At 53.3% G+C, this 25943-nt stretch carries 16 protein-coding genes, 1 tRNA gene and 3 rRNA genes; 18 read left to right on the top strand and 2 right to left on the bottom strand.

Going from position 1 to position 25943, the window contains the following annotated elements; all coding sequences use genetic code 11:
• Positions 1-28 precede the first annotated feature (28 nt).
• From pcrA to B9T62_RS28765, 11 genes are all read left to right on the top strand, one after another.
• Positions 29-2332, top strand: coding sequence for a DNA helicase PcrA (gene pcrA / locus B9T62_RS28815; RefSeq protein ID WP_087918393.1), 2304 nt, complete (start codon positions 29-31; stop codon positions 2330-2332).
• Between the two features lie 72 nt (positions 2333-2404).
• A complete protein-coding gene (gene ligA / locus B9T62_RS28810) occupies positions 2405-4417 on the top strand; it encodes an NAD-dependent DNA ligase LigA (RefSeq protein ID WP_087918392.1) in 2013 nt (670 codons plus the stop codon).
• Between the two features lie 597 nt (positions 4418-5014).
• Positions 5015-5224, top strand: a complete 210-nt coding sequence (locus B9T62_RS28805; RefSeq protein WP_169834447.1) for a hypothetical protein — start codon at positions 5015-5017, stop codon at positions 5222-5224.
• A 240-nt stretch (positions 5225-5464) separates the two neighbouring features.
• The gene (locus tag B9T62_RS28800) at positions 5465-7192 is read left to right on the top strand and encodes an alkaline phosphatase (RefSeq protein ID WP_087918390.1); all 1728 of its coding nucleotides are present in this window, start codon (positions 5465-5467) and stop codon (positions 7190-7192) included.
• Positions 7193-7203: 11 nt separating this feature from the next.
• A complete protein-coding gene (locus B9T62_RS28795) occupies positions 7204-7920 on the top strand; it encodes an ABC transporter ATP-binding protein (protein WP_245864106.1) in 717 nt (238 codons plus the stop codon).
• On the top strand, positions 7917-9149 hold the full coding sequence (locus tag B9T62_RS28790) for an ABC transporter permease (RefSeq protein ID WP_087918388.1): 1233 nt from the start codon (positions 7917-7919) through the stop codon (positions 9147-9149). The genes B9T62_RS28795 and B9T62_RS28790 overlap by 4 nt, the downstream gene beginning before the upstream one ends.
• A 12-nt stretch (positions 9150-9161) precedes the next feature.
• The gene (locus B9T62_RS28785; protein ID WP_087918387.1) at positions 9162-10115 is read left to right on the top strand and encodes a hypothetical protein; all 954 of its coding nucleotides are present in this window, start codon (positions 9162-9164) and stop codon (positions 10113-10115) included.
• A 142-nt stretch (positions 10116-10257) separates the two neighbouring features.
• The gene (locus tag B9T62_RS28780; RefSeq protein ID WP_087918386.1) at positions 10258-10965 is read left to right on the top strand and encodes a response regulator transcription factor; all 708 of its coding nucleotides are present in this window, start codon (positions 10258-10260) and stop codon (positions 10963-10965) included.
• A gap of 20 nt (positions 10966-10985) precedes the next feature.
• On the top strand, positions 10986-12098 hold the full coding sequence (locus tag B9T62_RS28775) for a sensor histidine kinase (RefSeq protein ID WP_087918385.1): 1113 nt from the start codon (positions 10986-10988) through the stop codon (positions 12096-12098).
• 82 nt (positions 12099-12180) lie between these two features.
• Positions 12181-12789, top strand: a complete 609-nt coding sequence (locus B9T62_RS28770; protein WP_087918384.1) for a hypothetical protein — start codon at positions 12181-12183, stop codon at positions 12787-12789.
• On the top strand, positions 12786-14714 hold the full coding sequence (locus B9T62_RS28765; RefSeq protein ID WP_087918383.1) for a transglycosylase domain-containing protein: 1929 nt from the start codon (positions 12786-12788) through the stop codon (positions 14712-14714). The genes B9T62_RS28770 and B9T62_RS28765 overlap by 4 nt, the downstream gene beginning before the upstream one ends.
• Positions 14715-14727: 13 nt before the next feature.
• On the opposite strand, the gene B9T62_RS28760 is transcribed toward B9T62_RS28765, so the two are convergent.
• Positions 14728-15999 carry a molybdopterin-dependent oxidoreductase gene (locus tag B9T62_RS28760; protein WP_087918382.1) on the bottom strand — a complete coding sequence of 424 codons (1272 nt, stop codon included), beginning with the start codon at positions 15997-15999 and terminating at the stop codon, positions 14728-14730.
• Between the two features lie 103 nt (positions 16000-16102).
• Entirely contained in the window at positions 16103-17311 is a 1209-nt protein-coding gene (locus tag B9T62_RS28755) for an MFS transporter (protein WP_245864689.1), read from the bottom strand.
• Positions 17312-17790: 479 nt separating this feature from the next.
• Between B9T62_RS28755 and B9T62_RS28750 the strand changes: the two genes are divergently transcribed.
• The 7 genes from B9T62_RS28750 to mcsA all read left to right on the top strand — a co-directional run bounded on the left by B9T62_RS28750 (position 17791) and on the right by mcsA (position 25935).
• Positions 17791-19348, top strand: a 16S ribosomal RNA gene (locus tag B9T62_RS28750).
• Between the two features lie 83 nt (positions 19349-19431).
• Positions 19432-19507: transfer RNA gene (locus tag B9T62_RS28745), tRNA-Ala, on the top strand.
• A 249-nt stretch (positions 19508-19756) separates the two neighbouring features.
• Positions 19757-22804, top strand: a 23S ribosomal RNA gene (locus B9T62_RS28740).
• 134 nt (positions 22805-22938) lie between these two features.
• Positions 22939-23055, top strand: a 5S ribosomal RNA gene (rrf, locus tag B9T62_RS28735).
• Together the 16S, 23S and 5S rRNA genes with 1 tRNA gene alongside form the textbook arrangement of a ribosomal RNA operon.
• A 413-nt stretch (positions 23056-23468) precedes the next feature.
• Positions 23469-24641 (top strand): GNAT family N-acetyltransferase, encoded by a 1173-nt coding sequence (locus tag B9T62_RS28730; RefSeq protein ID WP_087920464.1) that lies wholly within the window; start codon positions 23469-23471, stop codon positions 24639-24641.
• Between the two features lie 277 nt (positions 24642-24918).
• Positions 24919-25380, top strand: coding sequence for a CtsR family transcriptional regulator (locus tag B9T62_RS28725; protein WP_087918380.1), 462 nt, complete (start codon positions 24919-24921; stop codon positions 25378-25380).
• A gap of 30 nt (positions 25381-25410) precedes the next feature.
• Positions 25411-25935: a protein-arginine kinase activator protein McsA gene (gene mcsA, locus B9T62_RS28720; protein ID WP_087918379.1), complete on the top strand. Its 525-nt coding sequence runs from the start codon at positions 25411-25413 to the stop codon at positions 25933-25935.
• Positions 25936-25943: the final 8 nt, after the last annotated feature.

Below are 25943 nucleotides of genomic sequence, written 5' to 3'. Positions count from 1 at the left end.
TCATATTCAGAAAGGAGCATGTTATAACATGCAACTTGTAAGTATACAAGAAGCCGTAAGCCGGCTTAATCCTCCACAACGCCAGGCGGTGGAGACTACAGAAGGTCCACTGCTTATTATGGCAGGTGCCGGCAGCGGTAAGACCCGGGTGCTGACGCATCGGATTGCCTGGCTGATCGCCCAGCGCAAGGCTCCGCCATGGGCCATTCTGGCTATTACCTTTACGAACAAGGCCGCAAGAGAAATGCAGGATCGTGTCTCTAAGCTGGTGGGACCTGAGGGCAAGGACATCTGGGTTTCGACCTTTCACTCCATGTGCGTACGGATTCTGCGCAAGGATATTGAGCGGATTGGCTTCACCTCCAATTTCTCGATTCTCGATTCTACGGACCAGCTGTCGGTAATCCGCAATTGTATGAAGGAACTGAACATCGACACGAAGAAGTTCGAGCCGAAGGCTGTCCAGGCTATGGTCAGCACTGCGAAGAATGAGCTGGTGACTCCTGGGCAATACGAGCAGAAGGCCGGTGATTATTTTGAAGGACTGGTGGCCAAGGTCTATAAGATGTACCAGCGGCGGCTGAAGAGTAATAATTCGCTTGATTTCGACGACCTGATTATGAAGAGCATTGAATTGTTTAAAGAAGTACCAGAGGTGCTGGATTTCTATCAGAAGAAATTCAAGTATATCCATGTGGATGAGTATCAGGATACCAACCGAGCACAATATATGCTGTGCCAGATGCTGGCTGATAGCCATCACCGGATCTGTGTGGTGGGGGACAGTGACCAGTCGATTTACCGCTGGCGCGGGGCGGATATTACCAATATCCTCAACTTCGAAGAGGATTACCCCGAAGCGAAGACGATTCTGCTAGAGCAGAATTACCGCTCTACCTCCAACATTCTGAATGCAGCCAATGGCGTGATTGCGCTGAACACCGGACGCAAGCCGAAGAAGCTGTGGACCGATTCTGACGAAGGCGCCAAGATTAAGGTGTACCGGGCCGATTCGGAGCATGATGAAGGTTATTTCGTGACCGGTGAGATCAGCAAGAATGTGAAGAAAGGCCAGGATTATCAGAGCCATGCCATTCTGTACCGCACCAATGCGCAGTCCCGGGTTATCGAGGAAATTCTGATCAAATCGGATATCCCGTACCAGATCGTAGGAGGCATCAAGTTCTACGATCGTAAGGAGATCAAGGATCTGCTGGCATACTTGCGGTTATTGTCCAATCCAGATGATGATATCAGTCTGACGCGAATCATTAATGTGCCGAAGCGCGGCCTCGGAGACACGACGGTCGGCAAGCTGGCTGCGGCAGCGGGAGAACGCGGAGTTTCCATCTTCCGTGTCCTGCAGACGGTTGACGATCTCGGCTTCGCCGGACGCACCCGCAATATGCTGGTGGAATTCTATGACATGATCGAAGCGCTGCACCGGATGGTGGAGTTCCTGTCGGTCACCGAGCTGACCGAGAAGATTCTGGAGCTGTCGCAATACCGGCTGGAGCTGCAGAACGAGAATACGCTAGAATCGCGCTCGCGGCTGGAGAATATTGATGAGTTCCTGTCCGTGACGATGGAATTTGAGAAAAACAACGAAGACAAGTCGCTGGTCTCCTTCCTCACCGACCTGGCGCTGATCGCTGACATCGACAGCGTGAATGACGATGAGGAAGAGCGCAGCGACGCGGTGGTGCTGATGACGATGCACAGCGCTAAGGGGCTGGAGTTCCCGACGGTATTCATCGTCGGGATGGAAGAAGGCGTGTTCCCGCACAGCCGCGCCTTCCAGGACAACGACGAGCTGGAGGAGGAACGACGGCTCGCGTACGTGGGCATCACCCGCGCCGAGAAACAGCTGTTTCTCTCCTGCGCACGGATGCGCACGCTCTTTGGACGGACGAATGCCAATCCGCCGTCCCGGTTCCTGGAGGAGATTCCAGAGGAACTGAAGGAAGACACTGTGATAGTGAACGACCGCTTCCGGCGCGGAGGCGCGGAGGTAGGCGGTGCCTATGGCGGCCGCGGCTTCAGCGGCGGCGGAGGCGGGAACTTCGGCGGGCGCGCAGGCGCCGCCGGAGCAACGCCGGCTGGCAAGGGCCGTGTGACCGTGACCACGGGAGGGCAGCGCGCTCCCGGGGCGGGGGCTGCGGACGCCGATTTCAAGGCGGGCGACAAGGTCTCCCATGGCAAATGGGGCATCGGTACCGTGGTGTCCGTCAAAGGCAGCGGCAACGATACGGAGCTGCAGATTGCTTTTCCGGCACCGGTCGGGGTGAAACGGCTGCTTGCAGGGTTCGCGCCGATTACCAAGGTCGAATAATCGGGCGTTTAACGAGGGAATCTTTGGACCACGCTAATCGTAGGTAAACTTATAGACGGAGGGAAGTGCTGCATGGATGTTATGCATACAATGGAAGAGCTGGTCGAGGAGCTGAATCAGCACAATTATCATTACTATACGCTGGATGCGCCGCAGCTCAGCGACAAGGAATATGACTTGCTCTACGACAAGCTGGTAGCGCTGGAGGCCGAAAGCGGCCTTGTGCTGCCCCATTCACCCACCCAGCGTGTGGGCGGCGAGCTGCTGAAGGGCTTCACTCCGCACCGCCATCTGGCACCGCTGTGGAGCCTGGATAAAGCGCAGAATATTGAGCAGCTGCGTAATTGGAATGCACGGGTGCTCCGTCTGGTCAATGACTACAATACTAAGAACCCCGATACTCCCCTGCCTGAGCCTTGTTATGCCGTTGAACTGAAGTTCGACGGGCTGACGCTTAACCTCACCTACCGTGACGGCGTGCTGGTGCAGGCGGCAACCCGCGGCAACGGAGTGACGGGGGAAGGGATTCTGGCACAGGTGAAGACGATCAAATCGGTGCCGCTGACCCTTCCTTTCCAATCGGGGGTGATCGAGGTGCAGGGAGAGGGCATTATGAACCTCTCTGTACTGGCTGATTACAACACCAGAGCGGCAGAGCCACTGAAGAATGCGCGCAACGGTGCAGCTGGTGCCCTGCGCAATCTTAATCCGCAGACGACAGCCAGCCGCAGGCTTAACGCCTACTTCTATAATGTCGGTTATGCGGAAGGGGTAGACTTCGCCGACCATCAACAGATGATGGATTTCCTGCGGACCAACCGGTTTAAGGTCAATCCTTATCTGACCTATTTCAATACCTTTGACGATGTCACAGAGCAGCTGGCAGAGATCGAGGAGAGCCGTGCGGGCCTGGATTATCTCATTGACGGTGCCGTTATCAAGGTTACGGATTTCCGTATCCGTGAGGTGCTCGGGTATACCGATAAGTTCCCGCGCTGGGCGGTGGCGTATAAGTTCGAGGCTGAAGAGACGACCACCATTCTGGAATCGGTCAGTTGGAATGTGGGCCGGACCGGCAAGGTGACTCCGCTGGCCCGGGTAGAGGCCGTGGAGCTTGCCGGGGTTACCGTGCAGAATTGCACGCTTAACAACGTAGGGGATATTGAGCGGAAGAATCTGAAGCATGCGCTCGGTACCCGGGTGTTCATCCGCCGCTCCAACGATGTCATTCCGGAAATTCTCGGCAAGGTGACCGAGGAAAGCGACGGCGGAGAGATTATATTCCCTGAAGCTTGTCCTGCCTGCGGATTCCCGCTGGAGATGCGCGGGGCCCATCTGTTCTGTAACAACAAGCTGGACTGCAGACCGCAGATTATCGCGCGGATTACCCATTTCGCCTCACGGGATGCAATGGATATTGAGACGTTCAGTGACAAGACCGCAGGACAGCTGCATGATGAGCTGAATGTTCGCGAGCCTGCCGATCTGTATGAGCTGGATTTCGAACAGCTGGTGAAGCTGGACCGCTTCGGGGAGCGCAAGGCCCAGAACCTGCTGAAGGCGCTGGAGGACAGCAAGGGGCGTGATCTTGCTTCGTTCCTGTACGCACTGGGAATTCCGAACACCGGCAAAGCGACAACCCGTATGCTGGCCGACCATTACCGTGATCTTGGCGCAGTGATGCAGGCCGATGCAGAGGAGCTTGCGGCGCTGCCGGACATTGGCGGCATTGTCGCTGAGAGTATTGTAGGCTTCTTCGCCGATCCGTTTGTAGTCACATCGATTAACCGCATGCTGGAGCTGGGCGTGGAAGCCAAGGCGCCAGAGGCGCCGCGCGTGGTAAGTGCGGATTCCTTCTTCAGCGGTAAGACCGTTGTGCTGACCGGTTCGCTGCAGAAGCTGACCCGTGAGGATGCAGCGGAACGCTTGGAGGCACTGGGGGCCAAGGTCTCAGGCAGTGTCTCCAAAAAAACAGATCTGGTTATCGCCGGCGAGAAGGCCGGCAGCAAGCTGGCCAAGGCGCAGCAGCTGGGTATCCGGGTTATTGAGGATGAGGACGAATTCATCCGACTGCTGGAAGAATAGGCTGTAAGCTTCTAAGCAATCGACAACCCTGCGAATGCTGACACCGTAAACCGTAAATAGTAGCCTGTATGTTCAGCATATTTATACCGCCCCCTGTGTTTCTGTGCAGGGGCTTTTTTATAGTTACCACTAAATCTTCTATTGAGAGCATTAGAAAACGTACCAATTGGCCGATAATTTCTGGCTGAAGAAAATAAGTACGGAAACGGTTGCTACTTAGGTCATGCTGAAGATGGTAGAAAGTTACACTAGAGCATTCAGAGAAATTAGATGCAAAAGCGCATCTAATTTCAGGTGAAATAGATGGTATCAGGCAAATAAGTGCGAATCTGCAACTATTTTCGAGAAAAACGTTTCCTTAACGCTCAAAAACCGAAATTAGATGCGTATTCGCACTTATTTGCTCCAAAACGGAATAAAACGGGGAATTAGATGCAGATTCGCAACTAATTCGGTGGAGTAGACTGATATAGAGAGATCAGACGTTTAGTTCTATCCTACGGGGCTTCTGAGTAGTGACCACGTTTACATTTGATTACTCGCAAGAATCCACGACATCCCTTAGAACCCTAGCTGGAGCCAATGGAGTATAAGGTTTTGCACATTCCGCAGGAACAGCCCGCTTTTGACCTTAAGGTTTTGCGCATTCCGCAGGAACAGCCCGCTTTTGACCTTAAGGTTTTGCACATTCCGCAGGAACAGCCCGCTTTTGACCTTAAGGTCTTGCGCATTCCGCAGGAACAGCCCGCTTTTGACCTTAGCCGCCGGCCGTGCATCCCGTCAGGGATAGCAGGCCATACCCTGTGACGTCCAAGCGGTCCCGCAGGGCTAAGCGCTCCTCGCACCTTACCTTCCTAATCACCGTACCGCCAGACTCATTCGCCAAACTTGCCGGTGTCCAGAGGGTGCAACCCTTTGGGGCCCTCCCTTGGAAGGGAGGGTTTGGGAGGGATCGATTCCTTATTTAATACAACCCTCTACTTATTTTGACAGAGCCTTGATCATTGAACGTTATGCTTAATGAAATCTTGATCATATGGAAGGGGAATGAAGTTGAATAAAATCATGAAAAGTATGGTTATCGGCGGACTGGCAGCAGCAGTGGTTTCTGGCTCCACCCTCGTTGGAGCGGCACAGAGCCAGACACAGAAGGCGGTTGCCGCCAAAGGGCAGTCCAAGAATCTGATCGTTCTGATTGGCGATGGCATGGGCCCGGCCCAGGTCTCGGCCGCACGATACTTCCAGCAGTACACCAAGGGAGTCAGCCATCTTAATCTTGATCCATATTACGTGGGACAGGCTACTACATATGCTGACCGGGGGGAAGACGGGGACAAGATTGTTTCGGGGATTGTAACGGACTCCGCTTCAGCGGGTACCGCTTTCGCCACCGGACACAAAACCTATAATGCAGGCATCAGCGTATCCAATGAGGATGTAGCCAAGCCGTTTGCATCGATTATAGAAGCGGCCGAGAACAACGGGAAGTCCACAGGTCTGGTTACTACCGCTCGGATTACGCATGCTACCCCGGCCGTCTATGCATCACATGTCCGCAGCCGGGACAATGAATCGGCGATTGCTTCGCAGTATCTGGAGAGTGGCGTTGATGTGCTGCTGGGCGGCGGCAAGCAGTTCTTTACGACCAAAGAGGAGAAGGGCAAACGCTCGGACAAAAATATCCTTCCCGACTTCCAGGCCAAAGGCTACAAGCTGGTGGAGAACACAGCCAGTCTGAACGCGCTGCCGGCTTCAACGACCAAGGTGCTCGGACTGTTCGGAAACTCCCATGTAGCCTATGTTCCGGAGCGTACTGCCGAGGTTCCCAGCCTGGCGGCCATGACCTCGAAAGCCCTGAAGGTGCTCTCCAATGACAAAGACGGATTCGTGATGATGGTGGAAGGCGGCCGGATTGATCATGCCGGACATGCCAATGACCTGCCGACCTTGGTGCAGGAAGCGCTGGATTTCGACGCGGCGTTCAAGACAGCCATTGAATTTGCCAAAAAAGACGGCAATACCTCTGTTGTTGTTACAGCTGACCATGAAACCGGAGGCCTGTCTCTTTCACGCGATAATATCTATGAGATTAATATTGACCTCTGGGATAAGCAGAAGCATTCCTCCGAGACTTTGGCCGCTTCCCTGGAAGCAGCGCAAACACCCGAAGAGATTCGGACCATTGTAACAGCCAACACCTGGATCACTGATCTTTCCGATGAAGAGGTTCAGCAGATTATGAACGGTGACGGTTCTTCCTACAAACGTGAAGGCGCATATAATGCCGTAATCTCCAAACGTTTGCTTGTAGGCTGGTCGGGTCATGGACACTCGGCGGTGGATGTAGGTGTCTGGGCGTATGGACCGATAGCAGATCAGGTTAAAGGGCAGGTGGACAACACCGAAATAGCCACAGCCGGTGCCAAAATTCTGGGTCTTGATCTGAATAAGCGCTCCACAGAGCTGCAGTCGAAGTACCTGTATCCTAAATTTAAAATCAGCCGTGAGAACGAGGTGCTGTTCCCGGCTGAGGCCCTTGTCAAAGCTCTTGGCGGCGCCTATAAAGGCGATGCTTCCACAGCCAAGCTCACACTGGGCAAAAATGCCGTAGAGCTTAATCTAAGTGCCAAAACCGCCAAGCTGAATGGAAAAGCAGCAACATATACCGTCGATGTGGACAATGGCAAGCTGTACCTGCCACTTGCGGCCTTCAGCCAGCTGACCGGAACCGCACTGAAATGGGACGCCTTGTCCGAACGGATTGTATTGAGATAGGAGGGATTGACTTGCTGCATATCCGAGATCTGCAGAAACAATTTCAGGTGGATGGCCGGTCTGTGCCCATTCTGGATATCCCGCAGTGGAAGGTGGAACCAGGGGAGCAGGTGGCGATTACCGGCCCCAGCGGCTCCGGCAAAAGCACGCTGCTGCATTTGATCAGCGGTCTCCTGCGGCCGGATCGCGGGGAGATCCTGCTGGATAATCAGCCGCTCCATTCGCTTGGTGAAGCACAGCGCGATGCCTTTCGGGCCAGCCGGATCGGATATGTGATGCAGAACTTTCATCTCATTCCCTCGCTGAATGCAAGACAGAATATTGAGATTGCCATGACAGGCGCGATCTCTTCCAAGGCCAGAGCCGCGGTTATCAGCGAATGGCTGGAGCGGGTGGGGCTGCAGGACCGCGGGCAGCATCTGCCCTCCCAGCTCTCACGCGGGCAGCAGCAGCGTGTGGCGATCGTGCGGGCGCTGATCAACCAGCCGCCGCTTGTGCTGGCGGATGAGCCTACCGGCAGTCTGGACTGGGAAACAGCGGACGAGATCGCATCGCTGCTGCTTGGACTCAGCCGCGGCATCAGACATACGCTGATTGTGGTCACACATGATCTTAATCTTGCGGCGCGATTCAGCAGATGTCTCCATATCCATGACATGAATCAGATTCGTCAGCCTGGCCTGAGCCGCACGACCGGACTGGAACAGCGGGAGGGATTTGGCGGATGAACCTTCTGCATTTAACGCTGCGTAATGTGCTGCATCGCCGCTTCTTGTCTCTGCTTACGGTCTGCGCAGTGGCGCTTACCGTTGCCTTCATTGTGCTTCTGTCGCTTTCCCGTGACAGTGTGGAGCAAGGTGCGAAGTCCGGTTATGGTCCATTTGATCTTGTGATTGGCGCCGAGGGCAGTGAAACGCAGCTGGTGCTGAACAGCTTCTATCATATCGGTGCCCCGACCGGGAATATTCCGCTGGCTGTACTCGAGCAGGCGAAGCTGGATGCAGGTACAGACAAGGCTTACGCGATGACAACCGGAGACAACAGCGGCGGGTTTCCTGTCGTCGGCCTAGACCCCGAATATTTCGTCACGCGTTACGGGGATCAGAGGCTTCAGTCGGGAAGGCTGTATGCCCAAACTGGTGAAGCAGTGCTCGGCTCCCATGTGGCTAAGACCCTGGGCCTGCAGCTCGGCGATACCTTCACCGGAGCGCATGGGCTGATCGAGGAGCATGAATCCGGCGGTGAGCATGATGCCGAAGAGTCGGCGGAGCATGGCGCGCATGAAGAAGAGGATGCGCATGGCAGCTTCCTGTATACGGTAGCCGGGATTCTGCCGCCGCTGCATACGCCGGATGACCGGGCGATTTTTACTACGGTGGATTATGCCTGGGCGGTACACGGACTGGCCCCGGAAGACCGCGAGATTACGGCAGTGCTGGTGAAACCGGGCAGTCTGCTGGGCGCGCATGATCTGAAGGAAGCGCTCGACGGGCAGGGCGGAGTTCAAGCCGCCTACAGCAGTAAAGCTGTTTCCGATGTGCTGAACGCCGTGGATCAAGGCTCTCGCCTGGTTGGAATCATTACGGCGCTGTGCATAGTGCTGGCGGCCATTACCATCCTGCTATCGCTGATTGCGGCAGTGGGTGAGCGTACGAAAGACGCGGGCCTGCTGCGCCTGCTCGGCAAATCGCGGGCGTATGTCTGGATGTCCTTAACCAGCGAAGGCCTGCTGCTAACGTCAGTTGGACTGCTGTCCGGTCTGTTGCTTGGGCATCTGGGCGCATTCCTTCTGCAGGATAGAATATTCGCCGAAGCAGGCATACAGCTGAATCCTTACCACTGGACGCAGACCCATGTTCTGATTGTGGCGGGCACACTTGGCATAGGCCTGCTGTCCTCACTGGGCCCGGCCTTCCGGCTGTACCGGCTTCATCCGCTGGAGCTGTTTAAATCCTAGGAGGTGCACAGGTTGATCTATGTTCGAAGCAGGCTGATTTCTATTCTGGCAGCTGCGGCAGGCGCACTTATACTGCAAGGCTGCGGCCAGGACAATGCCTCCCTTAGCCAGGGAGATTCCTTCGCCTCTTCCCTCCATACCGCTGAGCTTGCTGCTCCGGTGGAAGCTGAAGCGTCACCCTCACAACCGGCTGCAACACCCGGAATAGCGACTGCGGCAACAGCTGCTACGGCCGCCAGCACAACGCCTGACGTCACCGCCAGCCCGGAAGCGACAGCTGATGCAGTCGTTTCGGCTGCACCGGCCACTCCTGCCGCAGAGCAGTCTTCCGAGGCTGCCGGAGAGCCGGCGCTTGCCGCGAAGGCGACTGCGGCCCCGGCTTCGGCTCCGGTCCAGGCAACACCTGCGCCCAAGAGACAGGACGCATCAGGACAGGGCGGCGATGAACCTAAGGCACCGCCATCCAGGCCACCTGCCACGGTGAGCAGCAAGCCATCGGCTGAATCCGAGCCTGAGGCCACTGCCACCGCCGCCAGCGTGTCACCTCGGCCAGCAACCAGTGCACGCCCGAGCACCCCTGCTCCTAAATCATTGGCCTCCTCAGGACTGACGGCTATCGGCTGGGACGGATTTTTTGACGGCAGCGATCAGACTCGCCCCTCGGAGCAATTCTGGGATCTCAGCGGCAGCGAGGTCACAATCAAGGGTTTTATGGGTGAAGTGCTTTCCTTCGAGAAGAACTGGTTTCTGCTGATTCCCGAACCGGGCGCGGAATGTCCGTTCGACAACGGGGATGAGACCTACTGGAACAAGATTATGATCGTGTTCGTGCCGGATGATGTGAAGCTGAGATACGTATCGGGGCCGCTGCAGATTACAGGCAGGCTGGATGTGGGCATAAAGATCGACGACTCTGGCTACAAGACGATGTTCCGGCTGTATGACGCCTCTTTTACCACACTATAAGCTCCAGTAAGTATATCCTGCTCTTAGTATGTCCTCTCCTCTTATAGTGAAGCTCCCGTTCTCCGGGGGCTTTTTTAAATTTGAATATGATAAAATAAACAATAGAATCTTTATATCGTCTGAAGAAAGGAAACCCACTGTAGTGAAACAACAAACGATCCTGCTCGTTGATGACGAGAAAGCAATCATAGAGCTGCTGGACATCTATCTCTGCAATGAGGGATACCGGCTGCTGAAGGCCTACGATGGGCTGGAGGCACTGGAGTGTCTGCGGACAGAAGACGTTGATCTTATTATCATGGATGTGATGATGCCCCGGCTGGACGGGCTGGAGGCCTGCATGAAGATCCGTGAGGAGCGGCAGATGCCCATCATTATGCTGTCGGCCAAAAACACCGATATGGACAAAATCACCGGTCTCAGCATTGGCGCAGATGATTATGTGGGCAAGCCGTTTAATCCCTTGGAGCTAGTGGCACGGGTGAAGTCGCAGCTGCGGCGTTACCATAGATTCAACAAGGAATACAATCCGCCGGTGAATGAAAGCGAGCTGGTGTTTGAGGATCTGGTGATTGATACAGCGAAACATGAGGTGCGGGCAGATTCCAAGCGGATTAAGCTGACGCCGCGTGAATTTGCCATTCTGGAGCTGCTTGCGCGGAATCAGGGCCAGGTGCTGAGCATCGAGCAGATTTATTTGAAGGTATGGAACGAGCCGTTTCTGGACGGAGGCAACACCGTAATGGTTCATATCCGCAATATCCGCGACAAAATCGAGCAGGACTCCAAGCACCCCCGCTATATCCAGACCGTGTGGGGAGTGGGCTACAAGCTGGATGGTCCATCCTGAGGAAGGAAGGTTGAAGCTGCATGAACTCCAAATATATCGCTACGATCCGCTGGAAATTTATATACGCCTTCCTGCTCAGTGTGCTGTCCGGGGGAATTCTGCTCTTGGCTGGCTATCAGTTGGTCAATTCGATGATCTATCTGAATCCGGCTTCTAATGATGCGCCTTATTCGCGGCTGCTGCGCTGGGTGATTAACCATATTGGCTCGACACCTATTTTGACTGCGGTCGGGATCATCAGCTTTTTGCTGTTTTTTTTCCTGTATACCCGCAAGGTGGTGCTGTATCTGGAAGAGATCACCTCCGGTATTCAAAAAATGTCGAAAGATGGCATGACCCACCGCATCGAGGTGCGCAGCGGCGACGAGCTTGGCGAACTGGCGGATAACATTAATGCTATGGCTGAGCTTCTGCAGCAATCGGTGCTGGATGAACGGAAGGCTGTGACTGCCAAAAATGACTTAATCACCGGCGTTTCCCACGATTTGCGCACCCCGCTTACCTCTGTACTGGGGTTTCTGGAGTATATTGACCAGGACCGCTGCCGGGATGAAGGTGAGGTACGCCATTATGTCGGCATTGCCTATGAGAAGTCGCTGGTGCTGCGCAAGCTGATCGATGACCTGTTCGAATATACCCGGGTCAACAGCGGCGGTCTGCCGCTGAGGCTGGAGCCGCTGGACCTGAAGGCTTTCATCCGCCAGCTGACCGAGGAGTCGGTGCCGGAGCTGGAGCAGGCTGGAATGACTTATACGATCGAGGATGAGACGGAGGCGTTGTGGATTGAAGCCGCACCGGGTGAACTGGTAAGAGCCTATGAGAATCTGATCACCAATGCCATCCGTTATGGAAAAAGCGGTAAGCGGCTTGAGATCGCCTTCAGCAGGGACGGAGAGGAGGCCGTAGTACGGTTCAGCAACTTCGGTGACCGGATCGCAGAGAGCGATATTCCTTATATTTTTGAACGCTTCTACCGGGCTGAGCGCTCGCGCTCCCAGCATACGGGCGGCTCCGGTCTGGGCCTCGCTATTGCCAAAAGCATCATAGACCGCCACGGCGGCACGATATCCGCAGCCAGCGGACTGCAGCGGACCGACTTTATCACAAGTTTTCCATTGTTAAGGAAATCTTAAGAAGTGTGGTAAGCGTTTCTTAAGATTTAGCCGTTATCCTTGCAGAGCAGCATGAACAGCTGACTGTAAGGAGGGAAGGCCAGTGAAGATATTTAATACAGTGCGCTTCAGCTATCTGTATATCGTGGGCGGAAGCGCGCTGATCAGCGGTTGTGTACTGGCGGGCTTAAGGGTAGCAGCAGAGCTGCTGTATGCCCGTTATGCCGGGGACCCGTCTGTAATTTGGATTAGAATCATTCATTGGATTATTAATCATATAGGCAAGATTCCGGCGTCTGCCGGATTATTTCTGTTGCTGTTCGGCCTGCTATATATGCTGCGCTCACAGAAGATAGCCGCTGACCTGGAAGTGATTGTGCGAGCGGTAGAGGAACTGGCCAACACGGGGCAAGCCCATGAGATTCAAGTGCTCTCCACAGGGGAACTTGGGCGCATTGCGGCCAGTCTGAACCGGCTGGAGCAAATGACTCCTGTAGCCACTGAAGTTACTTCTGCGCCAAGTGATATGCCGGCTCTCGGCAGAACGCAATCGATCCAGCTGCTGGTAAGAACCAGGTCTGTGCTGCATTATTTGCGTGAATCGCAGAAGGAGGAGCTGACGCCCGAGGAACTGCGCGTCTTATGCCGTGCAGCGGCGGAAGACGCGCAAGTATTGGAAAGGTTCCTTGAGCACCAGGTCATGGAATCATGAGCGCAGGGTGGAGTTACAGACTCCTTGCGCTCATCGCAGGCAAGCTGCGCAGAAGGAAGGCGCAGACCCTGCTGTACCGAATCTGCTACAGGCTGTTTGATCTGACCGTTGTTGTTGCCATTCTTGCTCTTGCCATATTACTCTATGTGCATCAATACGGGGGAATAGTTGTCAGCCGCCACCCGGAGAAGCTGAAGCTGGCTGAATCCAGTCAAATCCTCTCAGCCGATGGCACTCTACTGCGGACACTTCCGCTGCCTGGCTCAGGCTACAGACTGGCGGCAATGCTGGATGAAATGCCGCAGCTGCTGCTGGATACCTTTCTGGCAGTGGAGGACCGCAGATTCTACAGCCATCAGGGACTGGATTATCGGGGGATTCTGCGGGCATTTGTGAATAATGCCACCCGGGGAAGCCTATCGGAGGGCGGCAGCAGCATTACTCAGCAGCTGGCCCGCAATCTGTATCTGAACCGGGAGAAGAGCTGGCTGCGCAAGCTGAACGAGGCGGGGGTTGCCCTAGAGCTGGAGCGCAGGTTGTCCAAGGACGAGATTCTGCAGCTGTACTTGAATCAGATCTATATGGGAAGCGGGCAATATGGTGTAAAAGCGGCAGCTAAACGTTATTTTGGCGTATCTGACCTGAAGCTGCTGGAGATCGGGCAGATTGCCGGCTTGGCGGGCCTTCCCAAAGGACCTTCCATCTATAACCCGCTGGATCATCCGGAGCAGTATCGAATCCGCCAGAAGCTGGTACTTAAGGTAATGTACCAGTCAGGACTGATCAGTTATGCCGAGATGCAGCAGGCAGCCAGGCAGACATTCCAGCTTCCTGAAAGGGAGCGGGCATCGACAGAAGGCATCGGTGTTTCCTATCTGGATGCAGCGCTTCGGGAAGCTGCGCGAAAGACGGGTATAACGCCTGAGGATTTGAGGACAGGCGGCTATACGCTGGTTACTGCGATGAACAGCGGGGCGCAGCAGGTGCTGGAGCAGGTTTTTGCGGACACAAGTATGTTTCCGCCGGATGGCAGCGACCAGCAGGTTGAAGCGGTCATGACGATCATGGATCATCATACCGGAGAGATCATCGCCTTGATGGGCGGCCGAGATCCGCAGGAAGGCGGCTTGAACCGGGCCTTGCTGGATGCTCGTCAGCCGGGGTCCGCTTTTAAGCCCATCATTGCTTACGGTCCGGCGCTGGAGAGCGGCCGGTTTACTCCCGAAAGTATGCTGCCGGATCGTAAAGCAGCTTATGGAACCTACCGTCCCGAGAATCTGAACGGAATATACCGGGGCCAGCTGAGCATGCGGACCGCGCTTCAGCAGTCTGTCAATGCACCGGCGGTATGGCTGCTGCAGCAGCTCGGGTTGTCCAACGCCCGTGAATTCGCCTCCAGATTGGGGATCAAGCTGGCACCTGAGGATAACAACCTGGCGATTGCGCTAGGCGGTCTGCACAGCGGCGTGTCTCCCCTCTCGATGACGCAGGCTTACAGCGTGTTTGCCAGCGGCGGGGTGTATCAGGAGGCTCACTTGGTACGCCGAGTAACAGACAAGCAAGGTCGGACAGTCTACGAACACCAGTCTAAGCGAAAGCAGGTTGTTTCTCAGGCGACGGCTGCGGGAATAACAGCGATGCTGCGCAGCGCCGTCGAGCGCGGCACAGGCCAAAAAGCCCGCATGAACCTTCCGGTTGCGGGCAAGACGGGCACAACCCAGCTGGACCTTCCCGGAGTGAGCAGCAAGGCCAATCGTGACTTGTGGTTTGTGGGGTATACCCCACAGTGGACTGCAGCGGTATGGATGGGCTTTGACCGGACGGACAGCCATAATTATATGACTGCGGGCAGTGGAAAAGCTGCGGCATTATTCGCCGCTGTGATTAGCAGAGCCGCAGCTCAAGCAGGCAGCTCACATGAATAGTTCAGACTGCGGGCTAGACCCGCTTGGCATCCGGCAGCCAGGCATCTATATCATATCCGCGCTCTTCCCAATAGCCGATGTGCTCCTTGTCGATCAATTCGATCCGGTTCAGCCATTTTACCGATTTATAGGCGTACATCTGTGGAGTGACGAGGCGCACAGGACCTCCAAGCTGGTTCGGGATAGGTTTGCCGTCATGCATCACCGCTACCATGATATCCTCCATCCGCGCCTGCTCCAGTGTCAGGGAATCTGTGTAGACGCCGTCGCCGGAGTACAGCTTCACCATTACAGCGCCCGCTTGCACTCCGGCCATGTCCAGCAGGGTGGCGAGCGGAATGCCCTCCCAGGTATTCTTGTACACAGACCAGCCTGTCACACAGTGGAAATCACTGACCTGGACCTGGCGCTTCAACGCTACAAACTGCTCCCAGCTCCAGTTGAATTTGTTGTTGACCAGACCGTCAATGGTAAAAGACCAGTTGCTGTTGTCGAAAGAGGGGATGTCCGTCACGGTGTATACACGGAAGCTTCCTTCCGCACCGCCACCAATCGGCGGCGCGGACTCAGGCAGCGGCACAGGATCAGGCAGCAGCGCATTGGCATTGTCTGCGGCGTATTCCTCTGCTGTCGGCATCTGCAAGGATCTGCCCACCCAGCGTACAAAAGTAGGTCCAAGTGTCACCGCAAGGCCGGCACCAACCGCTACCTTGATAAACCCCCGCCTTGAATACAAAGGCTGGGACGTTGAAGCGGCAGGCTGCTGCCGTACACCGGGCTCACCTTCCCGTGCTGCTGGACTGGCTTCGCGGGTGATGGAGCGTTTCTGCGGTTCCTTGAGCCATTTGGTGCGGGTGATCGAGTGATAGATGATTACGGGCAATCCGATCCAGGTCAGCAGATCATGGATGAGCAGGGCGGCATTGGCCGCCCGTGGCCCAACCAGCCGGAATTGCCACAGGACAACCCCGGATATAATCCAGCCCACCAGCATCGCCATTACGAAGATTACGTTAGCCTTCTGTCCGTTTTTACCTTTCAGCCGTTTCCAGTGTTTGGACGCAAGCAGCAGGTAGTAGATGACAGGAATGAGCAAGACCAGTCCGATGTAGATATGGGCCAGCTTCAACCAGACCCGTCCCTCACCTAACAGCTCCCGCCAGACGCCTCCCAGCAGCATTAACCCGCTTATGGACAGAAAAAGCACCAGCCAGGCATTCCACATATGAAGGGAGACCAGTTTTTTGCCGTACCCTTTGCGAATCCGTTCCAGAACATTCTTCATCTGCTGATCTCCTTTTGCGGGCTGCATATGGGCTGCGTTCAGTTAATAATTTAAGTTTTAACTAATTGTACCGCAAAATGCCGCAGATGAATAATCGCAGGATTTACTCCGCTGCCCATTCCTCCAGCTGCTGATCACGGGGAAGTAATAGAGCCAGGAGTCCCAACAAAGGAAGGAAGCCGCAGGCTATAATCACATTGGTAATGCCGATACCATCGATCAGACTGCCAATTACCAGTGAGCCAATGCCGCCAAGGCCAAAAGCCAGCCCTGTAATCAGCCCCGAAACTGTACCGATGTTCCCTGGATAGAGCATCTGAGCGTAGATAACCGTAACCGAGAAGCTGGACAGCAGCACGAAACCGCCAATCAGCAGTAGAATAGCCGCCCAGAACTGGCTGACAAACGGCAAAGCCAATGCAAATGGAACCGTTCCTACCATAGAGATCAGAATGAGGTTGCGCCGTCCGAAGCGGTCGGCAAGCGGTCCGCCAAAAAAAGTTCCGATCGCACCGGCGGCCAGATACATGAAGATGTAGACCTGAGCGTCATCCAGCGGCATTTTATAATTCTCCATTAAGTAGAAAGCGTAATAGCTGCCTATTGAAGCACCGTACCAGGAGCGCAGGAAGACCAGCAGCACCAGAATGATTGTAGCGTTGCGGATACTTTTGCTGCGGGCCGGATCAATGGTGCGTGCTGATGTTTTTTTGCGGAAGGTGTATCCAGCATCCAGCATTTCCCGGTACCAGCGGGCGACATAAGCTTGAACGGCAATCCCCGCAGCGGCAAAGATCGTGAAGGTTAACGCACCAATCTGTCCAAACGGAATGAAAATCCATTTCGTAAGCATAGGGCCCAGCGATTGTCCGGCATTTCCGCCTACTTGAAAGATGGATTGCGACAAGCCCTTGCGTAGGCCAGCAGCCATATGGGCCACTCGCATCCCTTCCGGATGGAAGGCTGCCGAGCCGAAACCGACCAGCATGACGGAGAACAGGACGAGTACGTAGTTATTGGCAAAAGCCAGCAGCAGCACTCCGGCGAACGTACAGCACATGCCCAGCGGCAGCAGAATAGGGCGGGGCTTCCGGTCGGCGGCATAGCCGATAATCGGTTGAATGACCGAAGAGGTCATGTTCAGAGCGAAGGAGATCCAGCCAATCTGAGCGAAGGAGAGCAGCATGTTCTCTTTTAGGATGGGGAAGATCGCCGGTATGACCGCCTGAATGGAATCATTGAATAAATGGACAAAGCTGACTGCAAGTAAAATACGGTAAATGGTAGCTTGCTGTACATTGCGCGGCTCCATGCCTTTTTGACCAGGCTGTTGTGCAGAGGATGAAGGGATATTTTTCATCTGTTCTCCTTTTCGGTTTGTGATATGTAGTTGTCCTATTAATATAGAAGAAGACAAATTCTATTGTAGTCATAATCCAAGGGATATGGGAATCAATTTGTGCTCCCGCAGCCCTATTTATACGGCTATTAGATATTTTTTAAAAAATGGTTGCATTCATCAGAACGGCATGGTATATTATCTCTTGTGCTTACGAGACACCGATCGACAGCAAGATGAACGGTGAAGAAATAAGTTGACAAGATAGTCCGAAACATGATATGATCTAATTCCTGTGCAAGAAACATAACTGTTGAAAAGCCGGGTACAAGTTCTTTGAAAACTGAACAAATGGAACGCGTTAATTTTAAAGGATTCATTTAATGAATCGTCAGTTTCAAAATGAGCATATCGCTCTTTTCAATACTTTATCGGATTTATCCGATAAAACCAATTTGGAGAGTTTGATCCTGGCTCAGGACGAACGCTGGCGGCATGCCTAATACATGCAAGTCGAGCGGAGTTCTGTTGAAAGCTTGCTTTCAACAGGATTCAGCGGCGGACGGGTGAGTAACACGTAGGCAACCTGCCCCTTAGCCTGGGATAACTACCGGAAACGGTAGCTAATACCGGATAATTCCTTGGTTCACCTGAACCGAGGATGAAAGGCGGAGCAATCTGCCCTTAAGGGATGGGCCTGCGGCGCATTAGCTAGTTGGTGAGGTAACGGCTCACCAAGGCGACGATGCGTAGCCGACCTGAGAGGGTGAACGGCCACACTGGGACTGAGACACGGCCCAGACTCCTACGGGAGGCAGCAGTAGGGAATCTTCCGCAATGGGCGAAAGCCTGACGGAGCAATGCCGCGTGAGGGATGAAGGTTTTCGGATCGTAAAGCTCTGTTGCCAGGGAAGAACGTCCGGTAGAGTAACTGCTATCGGAGTGACGGTACCTGAGAAGAAAGCCCCGGCTAACTACGTGCCAGCAGCCGCGGTAATACGTAGGGGGCAAGCGTTGTCCGGAATTATTGGGCGTAAAGCGCGCGCAGGCGGCTATTTAAGTCTGGTGTTTAAACCTTGGGCTCAACCTAAGGTCGCACTGGAAACTGGGTGGCTTGAGTACAGAAGAGGAAAGTGGAATTCCACGTGTAGCGGTGAAATGCGTAGATATGTGGAGGAACACCAGTGGCGAAGGCGACTTTCTGGGCTGTAACTGACGCTGAGGCGCGAAAGCGTGGGGAGCAAACAGGATTAGATACCCTGGTAGTCCACGCCGTAAACGATGAGTGCTAGGTGTTAGGGGTTTCGATACCCTTGGTGCCGAAGTTAACACAGTAAGCACTCCGCCTGGGGAGTACGGTCGCAAGACTGAAACTCAAAGGAATTGACGGGGACCCGCACAAGCAGTGGAGTATGTGGTTTAATTCGAAGCAACGCGAAGAACCTTACCAGGTCTTGACATCCCTCTGAATCTGCTAGAGATAGCAGCGGCCTTCGGGACAGAGGAGACAGGTGGTGCATGGTTGTCGTCAGCTCGTGTCGTGAGATGTTGGGTTAAGTCCCGCAACGAGCGCAACCCTTATGCTTAGTTGCCAGCACATCATGGTGGGCACTCTAAGCAGACTGCCGGTGACAAACCGGAGGAAGGTGGGGATGACGTCAAATCATCATGCCCCTTATGACCTGGGCTACACACGTACTACAATGGCCGGTACAAAGGGCTGCGAAACCGCGAGGTGGAGCGAATCCCAACAAAGCCGGTCTCAGTTCGGATTGCAGGCTGCAACTCGCCTGCATGAAGTCGGAATTGCTAGTAATCGCGGATCAGCATGCCGCGGTGAATACGTTCCCGGGTCTTGTACACACCGCCCGTCACACCACGAGAGTTTACAACACCCGAAGTCGGTGGGGTAACCCGCAAGGGAGCCAGCCGCCGAAGGTGGGGTAGATAATTGGGGTGAAGTCGTAACAAGGTAGCCGTATCGGAAGGTGCGGCTGGATCACCTCCTTTCTATGGAGAATCGTTTCCTGCAACGGAAACATTCAAATATGTACTTAACGCGTATCCATTTGTTCAGTTTTGATGGAATTTGAGGGGCCATAGCTCAGCTGGGAGAGCGCCTGCCTTGCAAGCAGGAGGTCAGCGGTTCGATCCCGCTTGGCTCCACCAACAAACTTCATCTATTTGTTATGTCTTGAATAGTAAACTTGATCCTTGAAAACTGGATACCGAAACGAATTTGCGTTTTAGAACATCTTTTAACTGAAGCTTGCGTAAGCAAGTGAACGTGCATTAGATGCTGGAAGCGAAGATTTTGGATGATGAAGCGACCTTTGGCTTTGAATGTGTTAGTGAGTGGAGCAATCCGCGAGCGGCATTCAAAACAAGATGAGCAAATCAGCCAAACATCGTAGCGCTGGTTAAGCTAATAAGAGCACACGGAGGATGCCTAGGCGCCAGGAGCCGACGAAGGACGTGGCGAACAACGAAACTGCCTCGGGGAGCTGTAAGCAAGCTTTGATCCGGGGGTGTCCGAATGGGGAAACCCAGCTGTGGTAATTCGCAGTTACTCCTCTCTGAATACATAGGAGAGGTAGAGGCAGACCAGGGGAACTGAAACATCTAAGTACCCTGAGGAAGAGAAAACAATAGTGATTCCGTCAGTAGCGGCGAGCGAACGCGGAACAGCCTAAACCTAAGAGCTTGCTCTTAGGGGTTGTGGGACGTCTCACATGGAGTTACAAAGGAATATGGTAGGCGAAGAGGTCTGGAAAGACCCGCGATAGAGGTAAAAGCCCTGTAGCCTAAACTGTATTCTCTCCGAGACGGATCCCGAGTAGTGCGGGGCACGTGAAACCCCGTATGAATCCAGCAGGACCATCTGCTAAGGCTAAATACTACCTGGCGACCGATAGTGAAACAGTACCGTGAGGGAAAGGTGAAAAGCACCCCGGAAGGGGAGTGAAATAGAACCTGAAACCGTGTGCTTACAAAAAGTCAGAGCCCGTTTTAGGGGTGATGGCGTGCCTTTTGTAGAATGAACCGGCGAGTTACGTTTACCATGCAAGGTTAAGGTGAGAAGCCGGAGCCGCAGCGAAAGCGAGTCTGAATAGGGCGATTTGAGTATGGGGGCGTAGACCCGAAACCGTGTGATCTACCCCTGTCCAGGGTGAAGGTGCGGTAACACGCACTGGAGGCCCGAACCCACGCATGTTGAAAAATGCGGGGATGAGGTGGGGGTAGCGGAGAAATTCCAATCGAACTCGGAGATAGCTGGTTCTCCCCGAAATAGCTTTAGGGCTAGCCTCGGTATAAGAATAGTGGAGGTAGAGCACTGATTGGGTGCGGGGCCCGCAAGGGTTACCAAGCTCAGTCAAACTCCGAATGCCACATATTTATTGCCGGGAGTCAGACAGTGAGTGCTAAGATCCATTGTCGAAAGGGAAACAGCCCAGACCATCAGCTAAGGTCCCCAAGTGTGTGTTAAGTGGGAAAGGATGTGGAGTTGCACAGACAACCAGGATGTTGGCTTAGAAGCAGCCACCATTGAAAGAGTGCGTAATAGCTCACTGGTCGAGTGACTCTGCGCCGAAAATGTAACGGGGCTAAACACACCACCGAAGCTATGGCTAGGATCGACTTCACTGCTTCTTTGAGCGGTGTTTATCGGATAGACATGTATGCCTGAAATCATCCTGGAAGGGATGAAGGCTATATGTTCTACAGGGGATAAACACATTTCGAAGCTGGAGTGAAGTCGATCCTGGGGTAGGGGAGCGTTGTATATACGTTGAAGGTATACCGTGAGGAGTGCTGGAGCGTATACAAGTGAGAATGCCGGTATGAGTAACGAAAAGATCAGTGAGAATCTGATCCGCCGAAAGCCCAAGGTTTCCTGAGGAAGGCTCGTCCGCTCAGGGTAAGTCGGGACCTAAGGCGAGGCCGAAAGGCGTAGTCGAAGGACAACAGTTTGAAATTACTGTACCACCGTAATCCGCTATGAGCGATGGGGTGACGCAGGAGGGTAGTGACGCGGACTGATGGATGTGTCCGTCTAAGCAGTGAGGCTGATGTGTAGGCAAATCCGCACATCGTGAAGGCTGGGCTGTGATGGGGAGCGAAAATTATAGTAGCGAAGGTCATGATCTCACACTGCCAAGAAAAGCCTCTAGCCAGGAGAAGGTGCCCGTACCGCAAACCGACACAGGTAGGCGAGAAGAGAATTCTAAGGCGCGCGGAAGAACTCTCGTTAAGGAACTCGGCAAAATGACCTCGTAACTTCGGGAGAAGAGGTGCCTCGGTAGGGTGAATAGCCCGAGGGGGCCGCAGTGAAAAGGCCCAAGCGACTGTTTAGCAAAAACACAGGTCTGTGCGAAGCCGTAAGGCGAAGTATACGGGCTGACGCCTGCCCGGTGCTGGAAGGTTAAGGGGAGCGGTTAGGAGCAATCCGAAGCTGTGAACCGAAGCCCCAGTAAACGGCGGCCGTAACTATAACGGTCCTAAGGTAGCGAAATTCCTTGTCAGGTAAATTCTGACCCGCACGAATGGCGTAACGACTTGGGCGCTGTCTCAACGAGAGATCCGGTGAAATTTTAATACCTGTGAAGATGCAGGTTACCCGCGACAAGACGGAAAGACCCCATGGAGCTTTACTGCAGCTTGATATTGAATTTGGGTACGATCTGTACAGGATAGGTGGGAGCCTAAGAAGCAGGAGCGCAAGCTTCTGCAGAGGCGCCGTTGGGATACCACCCTGATCGTATCTAGGTTCTAACCTAGTGCCCTTATCGGGTACGGGGACCGTGTCAGGCGGGCAGTTTGACTGGGGCGGTCGCCTCCTAAAGAGTAACGGAGGCGTTCCAAGGTTCCCTCAGAATGGTTGGAAATCATTCGCAGAGTGCAAAGGCATAAGGGAGCTTGACTGCGAGACCTACAAGTCGAGCAGGGACGAAAGTCGGACTTAGTGATCCGGTGGTACCGCATGGAAGGGCCATCGCTCAACGGATAAAAGCTACCCTGGGGATAACAGGCTTATCTCCCCCAAGAGTCCACATCGACGGGGAGGTTTGGCACCTCGATGTCGGCTCATCGCATCCTGGGGCTGAAGTAGGTCCCAAGGGTTGGGCTGTTCGCCCATTAAAGCGGTACGCGAGCTGGGTTCAGAACGTCGTGAGACAGTTCGGTCCCTATCTGTCGTGGGCGCAGGAAATTTGAGAGGAGCTGTCCTTAGTACGAGAGGACCGGGATGGACGTACCGCTGGTGCACCAGTTGTTCCGCCAGGAGCATGGCTGGGTAGCTACGTACGGACGGGATAAGCGCTGAAAGCATCTAAGCGTGAAGCCCCCCTCAAGATGAGATTTCCCAATTAGTAAGACCCCTTGAAGACGACGAGGTAGATAGGTTGGAGGTGGAAGTGCAGCAATGCATGGAGCTGACCAATACTAATCGGTCGAGGGCTTATCCACATCTTAAAACGCAGATTTGTTTCGGATTCAGTTTTCAGGCGATTAAGCCTGAAAGATTTTAAGGTGCATGTCTTTTCTGTAGTCGGTTATTTTCCTGAAGGAATTCGGGGAGTAGCACGAGCGGAAAAAACCCGTTTGGTGGCGATAGCGGAGGGGTTCCACGCGTACCCATCCCGAACACGACCGTTAAGCCCTCCAGCGCCGATGGTACTTGGACCGAAGGGTCCTGGGAGAGTAGGACGCCGCCAAGCACATGAAGACCACTGTTGATCACTCAACAGTGGTTTTTTTGCGTTGTGCAGCCTGTGGAGATCCTGTGGATAGTTCGTGAAAATGTACAGAAAAGTTATAAACAAATTACAGGATATGCGGATATTTCAGCTTTCTTCAAGCCTGTTTTATACACAATGAATTAGATATGTCAAGAAAAGGTGGAGTAATACACTGATTTTGTGGATATTTTCCGGGATATGTGGATAAATAATTGAAAACAGTGGATAACTTTTGTTGACGTCGATTTTAACTATGAACAACTGAGTTATCTGTGTGTAAGCTGTTGATAACTTTACTGGATATGATCGGCTGCTTTTTTGGATTAGCGTTAGGCAGGGGTAGCTTGGTATACTCTCTTAAAGAATATAATTCAATGAATGAGGTGAATATGATGGAGATCAGGCAACTGAAAGAGGAAGAATTCGACGTTAGCGTTAGCTTGTCTGAGTATGCATTTCAGTACAAGCTGTCTGATGAAGATCGATTGAAGGCTAAGCAGAGATTTAAACCGGACCGGATATGGGGGATTTTTGATCAGGAAGCATTGGGTGCCAAATTAACTATACTCCCCTTGCAAATATACATACAGGGACAACCGGTATCTATGGGAGGGATTGCCGGAGTAGCCACCTGGCCAGAGAACCGCAGACAAGGGCTGGTCTCCAAACTGCTGACACACACCCTGCAGACCATGAATGAGGCTGGGCATGCCATTTCCCTGCTGCATCCGTTTTTGATCCCTTTTTACCGCAGATTTGGTTGGGAAGTCTTCTGTGAATATAAGAAATACACCATTCCTGTGAGCAACTTTCCCAAAAAAGTGGAGATAGAGGGCGTTGTAAAACGTGATGTCGATACTGTGGAGACGCTGGACAGGCTCTATCAGCAATTTGCGGCCAACTATAACGGTACGCTGAAGCGGGACCGCGATTGGTGGGAGCACTCCATTCTGAATGAGGATTGGCATCAAGCCGTATTTTATTCCATATCGGGTGAACCTAAGGGCTATGTGATCTATAAAATAGAAAACAAGGTGCTCCGTATCGATGAATTCATTTATCTGAACGAGCAGGCACGGCAGGGACTGTGGACTTTTTTGGCCAACCACGATTCGATGGTAACGAGTGCTTCGCTCAAGCTGGTGCCTGCTGACGACATGCTGCCTTATCTGCTGCCTGATCCCCGGATCGCCCAGGAGAATTATCCCTATTTCATGGCCCGGATCGTTAATGCCCAAGCTTTATTGGAACGTTACAAACTAAGGGCACAAGGGGTAATAAGCAGGAAGACCTTTTATATAGAAGATCATGAGGCTCCTTGGAACAACGGGTTATGGGAATGGAACGTGTCTGCGGAGGGGGAGTCCCAGCTGAATCAAATAAAAGGGGAAGACAACACGGCTGAGCTGACATGCAGTATAGGGACATTAACTGTGCTGCTGCTTGGGTATAAACGCCCGAGTGAGTTGGCCCGCTTCGGTCTGCTAAACGGTACTGAGGCTGCAATCGAATGGCTGGAAGAGGCTGTACTGCCTGCCCAGACGGCATTGTTTGATTTTTTCTAAAGAATACATTGGCTCCAATACGTAAAAAATAATACTGCCCACTTGGCATTCAGTGAGAATATGGTATAATGTTAAAAAGTCAAAGAAAGTCAAAGTCTAACGAAAAGCTTATCGGGGCAATTCTTGACGGATTTAGGTCATTCCAGCATCAGGATTAAGGCAATTTGGATAGTGGTTGACTGCCGCTATGTAGATTCGCTGCCTGGACGCAGGTTAAATTTTGTTAGAAATCACCCGTAAGCGGCATGATAATGCTTTGAATACTGGAGGATGAGTGATGCGCAATATCTCCGATATTATTGAACAATATCTGAAGAATATTTTGCATGAAAGTCCCGAAGGTACGGTGGAAATCCAGCGGAATGACCTGGCGGACCAGTTCTCATGCGTACCGTCACAGATTAATTATGTAATTAGTACACGCTTCACTCTGGAGAAGGGCTATATAGTGGAAAGCAAGCGCGGCGGCGGCGGCTACATCCGAATTCAACGGTTTGAATTGCCCCAGAACGTGGCGCTCCATGTGCACCTGAATCATACGATAGGCAGCGGGATTGATCAGAATGCTGCCGACGGGCTGATTTATCAGCTGGAGGAAGCTCTGTTTCTCACCAAACGTGAAGCGTGTCTCATGCGTTCCGCAGTTTCCCGGGAATGCCTTGCGGTTAATCTTCCGTACCGGGATGAGATTCGTGCCAAGATCATGAAGGCTATGTTAATCTCTTTGTTAGGCAAATAATTGTCAACGATAAGGGAGGGCCTGACGTTTATGTTATGCCAGGAATGCGGCGTCAAACCCGCAACACTTCATTTCACCAAGATCGTCAGTGGAGAAAAGACTGAGTTTCACATCTGCGAAAGCTGTGCGCGTGAGAAAGGGGAGGTACTCCCCGGAACGTCCGGTGGCTTCTCCATCCACAGCCTGCTGTCCGGTCTGCTTGATCTGGAAGGAGCCGGCAAGGAGAAGACAGCCGCCACCAAGAATACGCAGAGCTTGCGCTGTGACAACTGTGGAATGACTTATTCGCAGTTCAGCAAGCTGGGCCGGTTCGGCTGCAGCTCGTGCTACAACTATTTCAACAGTGCGCTTGATCCGCTGTTCAAGCGGGTGCATGGCAGCACATCCCATGTAGGCAAGCTTCCCAAACGTGCGGGAGCGAAGATCATGTTCAAGCGGCAAATTGAGGAGCTGAAGCAGGATCTTCAGCAGAGCATCTCTCAGGAAGAGTTCGAAACCGCAGCAGGTCTGCGGGATCAGATCCGCCGACTTGAAAAAGAAATTACACAAGAGTAAAGTCTTTG

Source organism: Paenibacillus donghaensis (assembly GCF_002192415.1).
Taxonomy (GTDB): Bacteria; Bacillota; Bacilli; order Paenibacillales; family Paenibacillaceae; genus Paenibacillus_AQ; species Paenibacillus_AQ donghaensis.
The sequence above is the reverse complement of the archived record's forward strand: the minus strand, read 5'-3'. Positions and strand labels throughout refer to the sequence as shown.

Excerpts from the sequence above, each read along its gene's own strand:
- B9T62_RS28800 (WP_087918390.1), top strand. The coding sequence starts at position 5,465 with ATGAAGTTGAATAAAATCATGAAAAGTATGGTTATCGGCGGACTGGCA.
- B9T62_RS28760 (WP_087918382.1), bottom strand. The coding sequence starts at position 15,999 with ATGAAGAATGTTCTGGAACGGATTCGCAAAGGGTACGGCAAAAAACTG.
- B9T62_RS28775 (WP_087918385.1), top strand. The coding sequence starts at position 10,986 with ATGAACTCCAAATATATCGCTACGATCCGCTGGAAATTTATATACGCC.
- ligA (WP_087918392.1), top strand. The coding sequence starts at position 2,405 with ATGGATGTTATGCATACAATGGAAGAGCTGGTCGAGGAGCTGAATCAG.
- B9T62_RS28765 (WP_087918383.1), top strand. The coding sequence starts at position 12,786 with ATGAGCGCAGGGTGGAGTTACAGACTCCTTGCGCTCATCGCAGGCAAG.
- B9T62_RS28755 (WP_245864689.1), bottom strand. The coding sequence starts at position 17,311 with ATGGAGCCGCGCAATGTACAGCAAGCTACCATTTACCGTATTTTACTT.
- B9T62_RS28725 (WP_087918380.1), top strand. The coding sequence starts at position 24,919 with ATGCGCAATATCTCCGATATTATTGAACAATATCTGAAGAATATTTTG.
- B9T62_RS28790 (WP_087918388.1), top strand. The coding sequence starts at position 7,917 with ATGAACCTTCTGCATTTAACGCTGCGTAATGTGCTGCATCGCCGCTTC.
- pcrA (WP_087918393.1), top strand. The coding sequence starts at position 29 with ATGCAACTTGTAAGTATACAAGAAGCCGTAAGCCGGCTTAATCCTCCA.
- B9T62_RS28730 (WP_087920464.1), top strand. The coding sequence starts at position 23,469 with ATGGAGATCAGGCAACTGAAAGAGGAAGAATTCGACGTTAGCGTTAGC.
- mcsA (WP_087918379.1), top strand. The coding sequence starts at position 25,411 with ATGTTATGCCAGGAATGCGGCGTCAAACCCGCAACACTTCATTTCACC.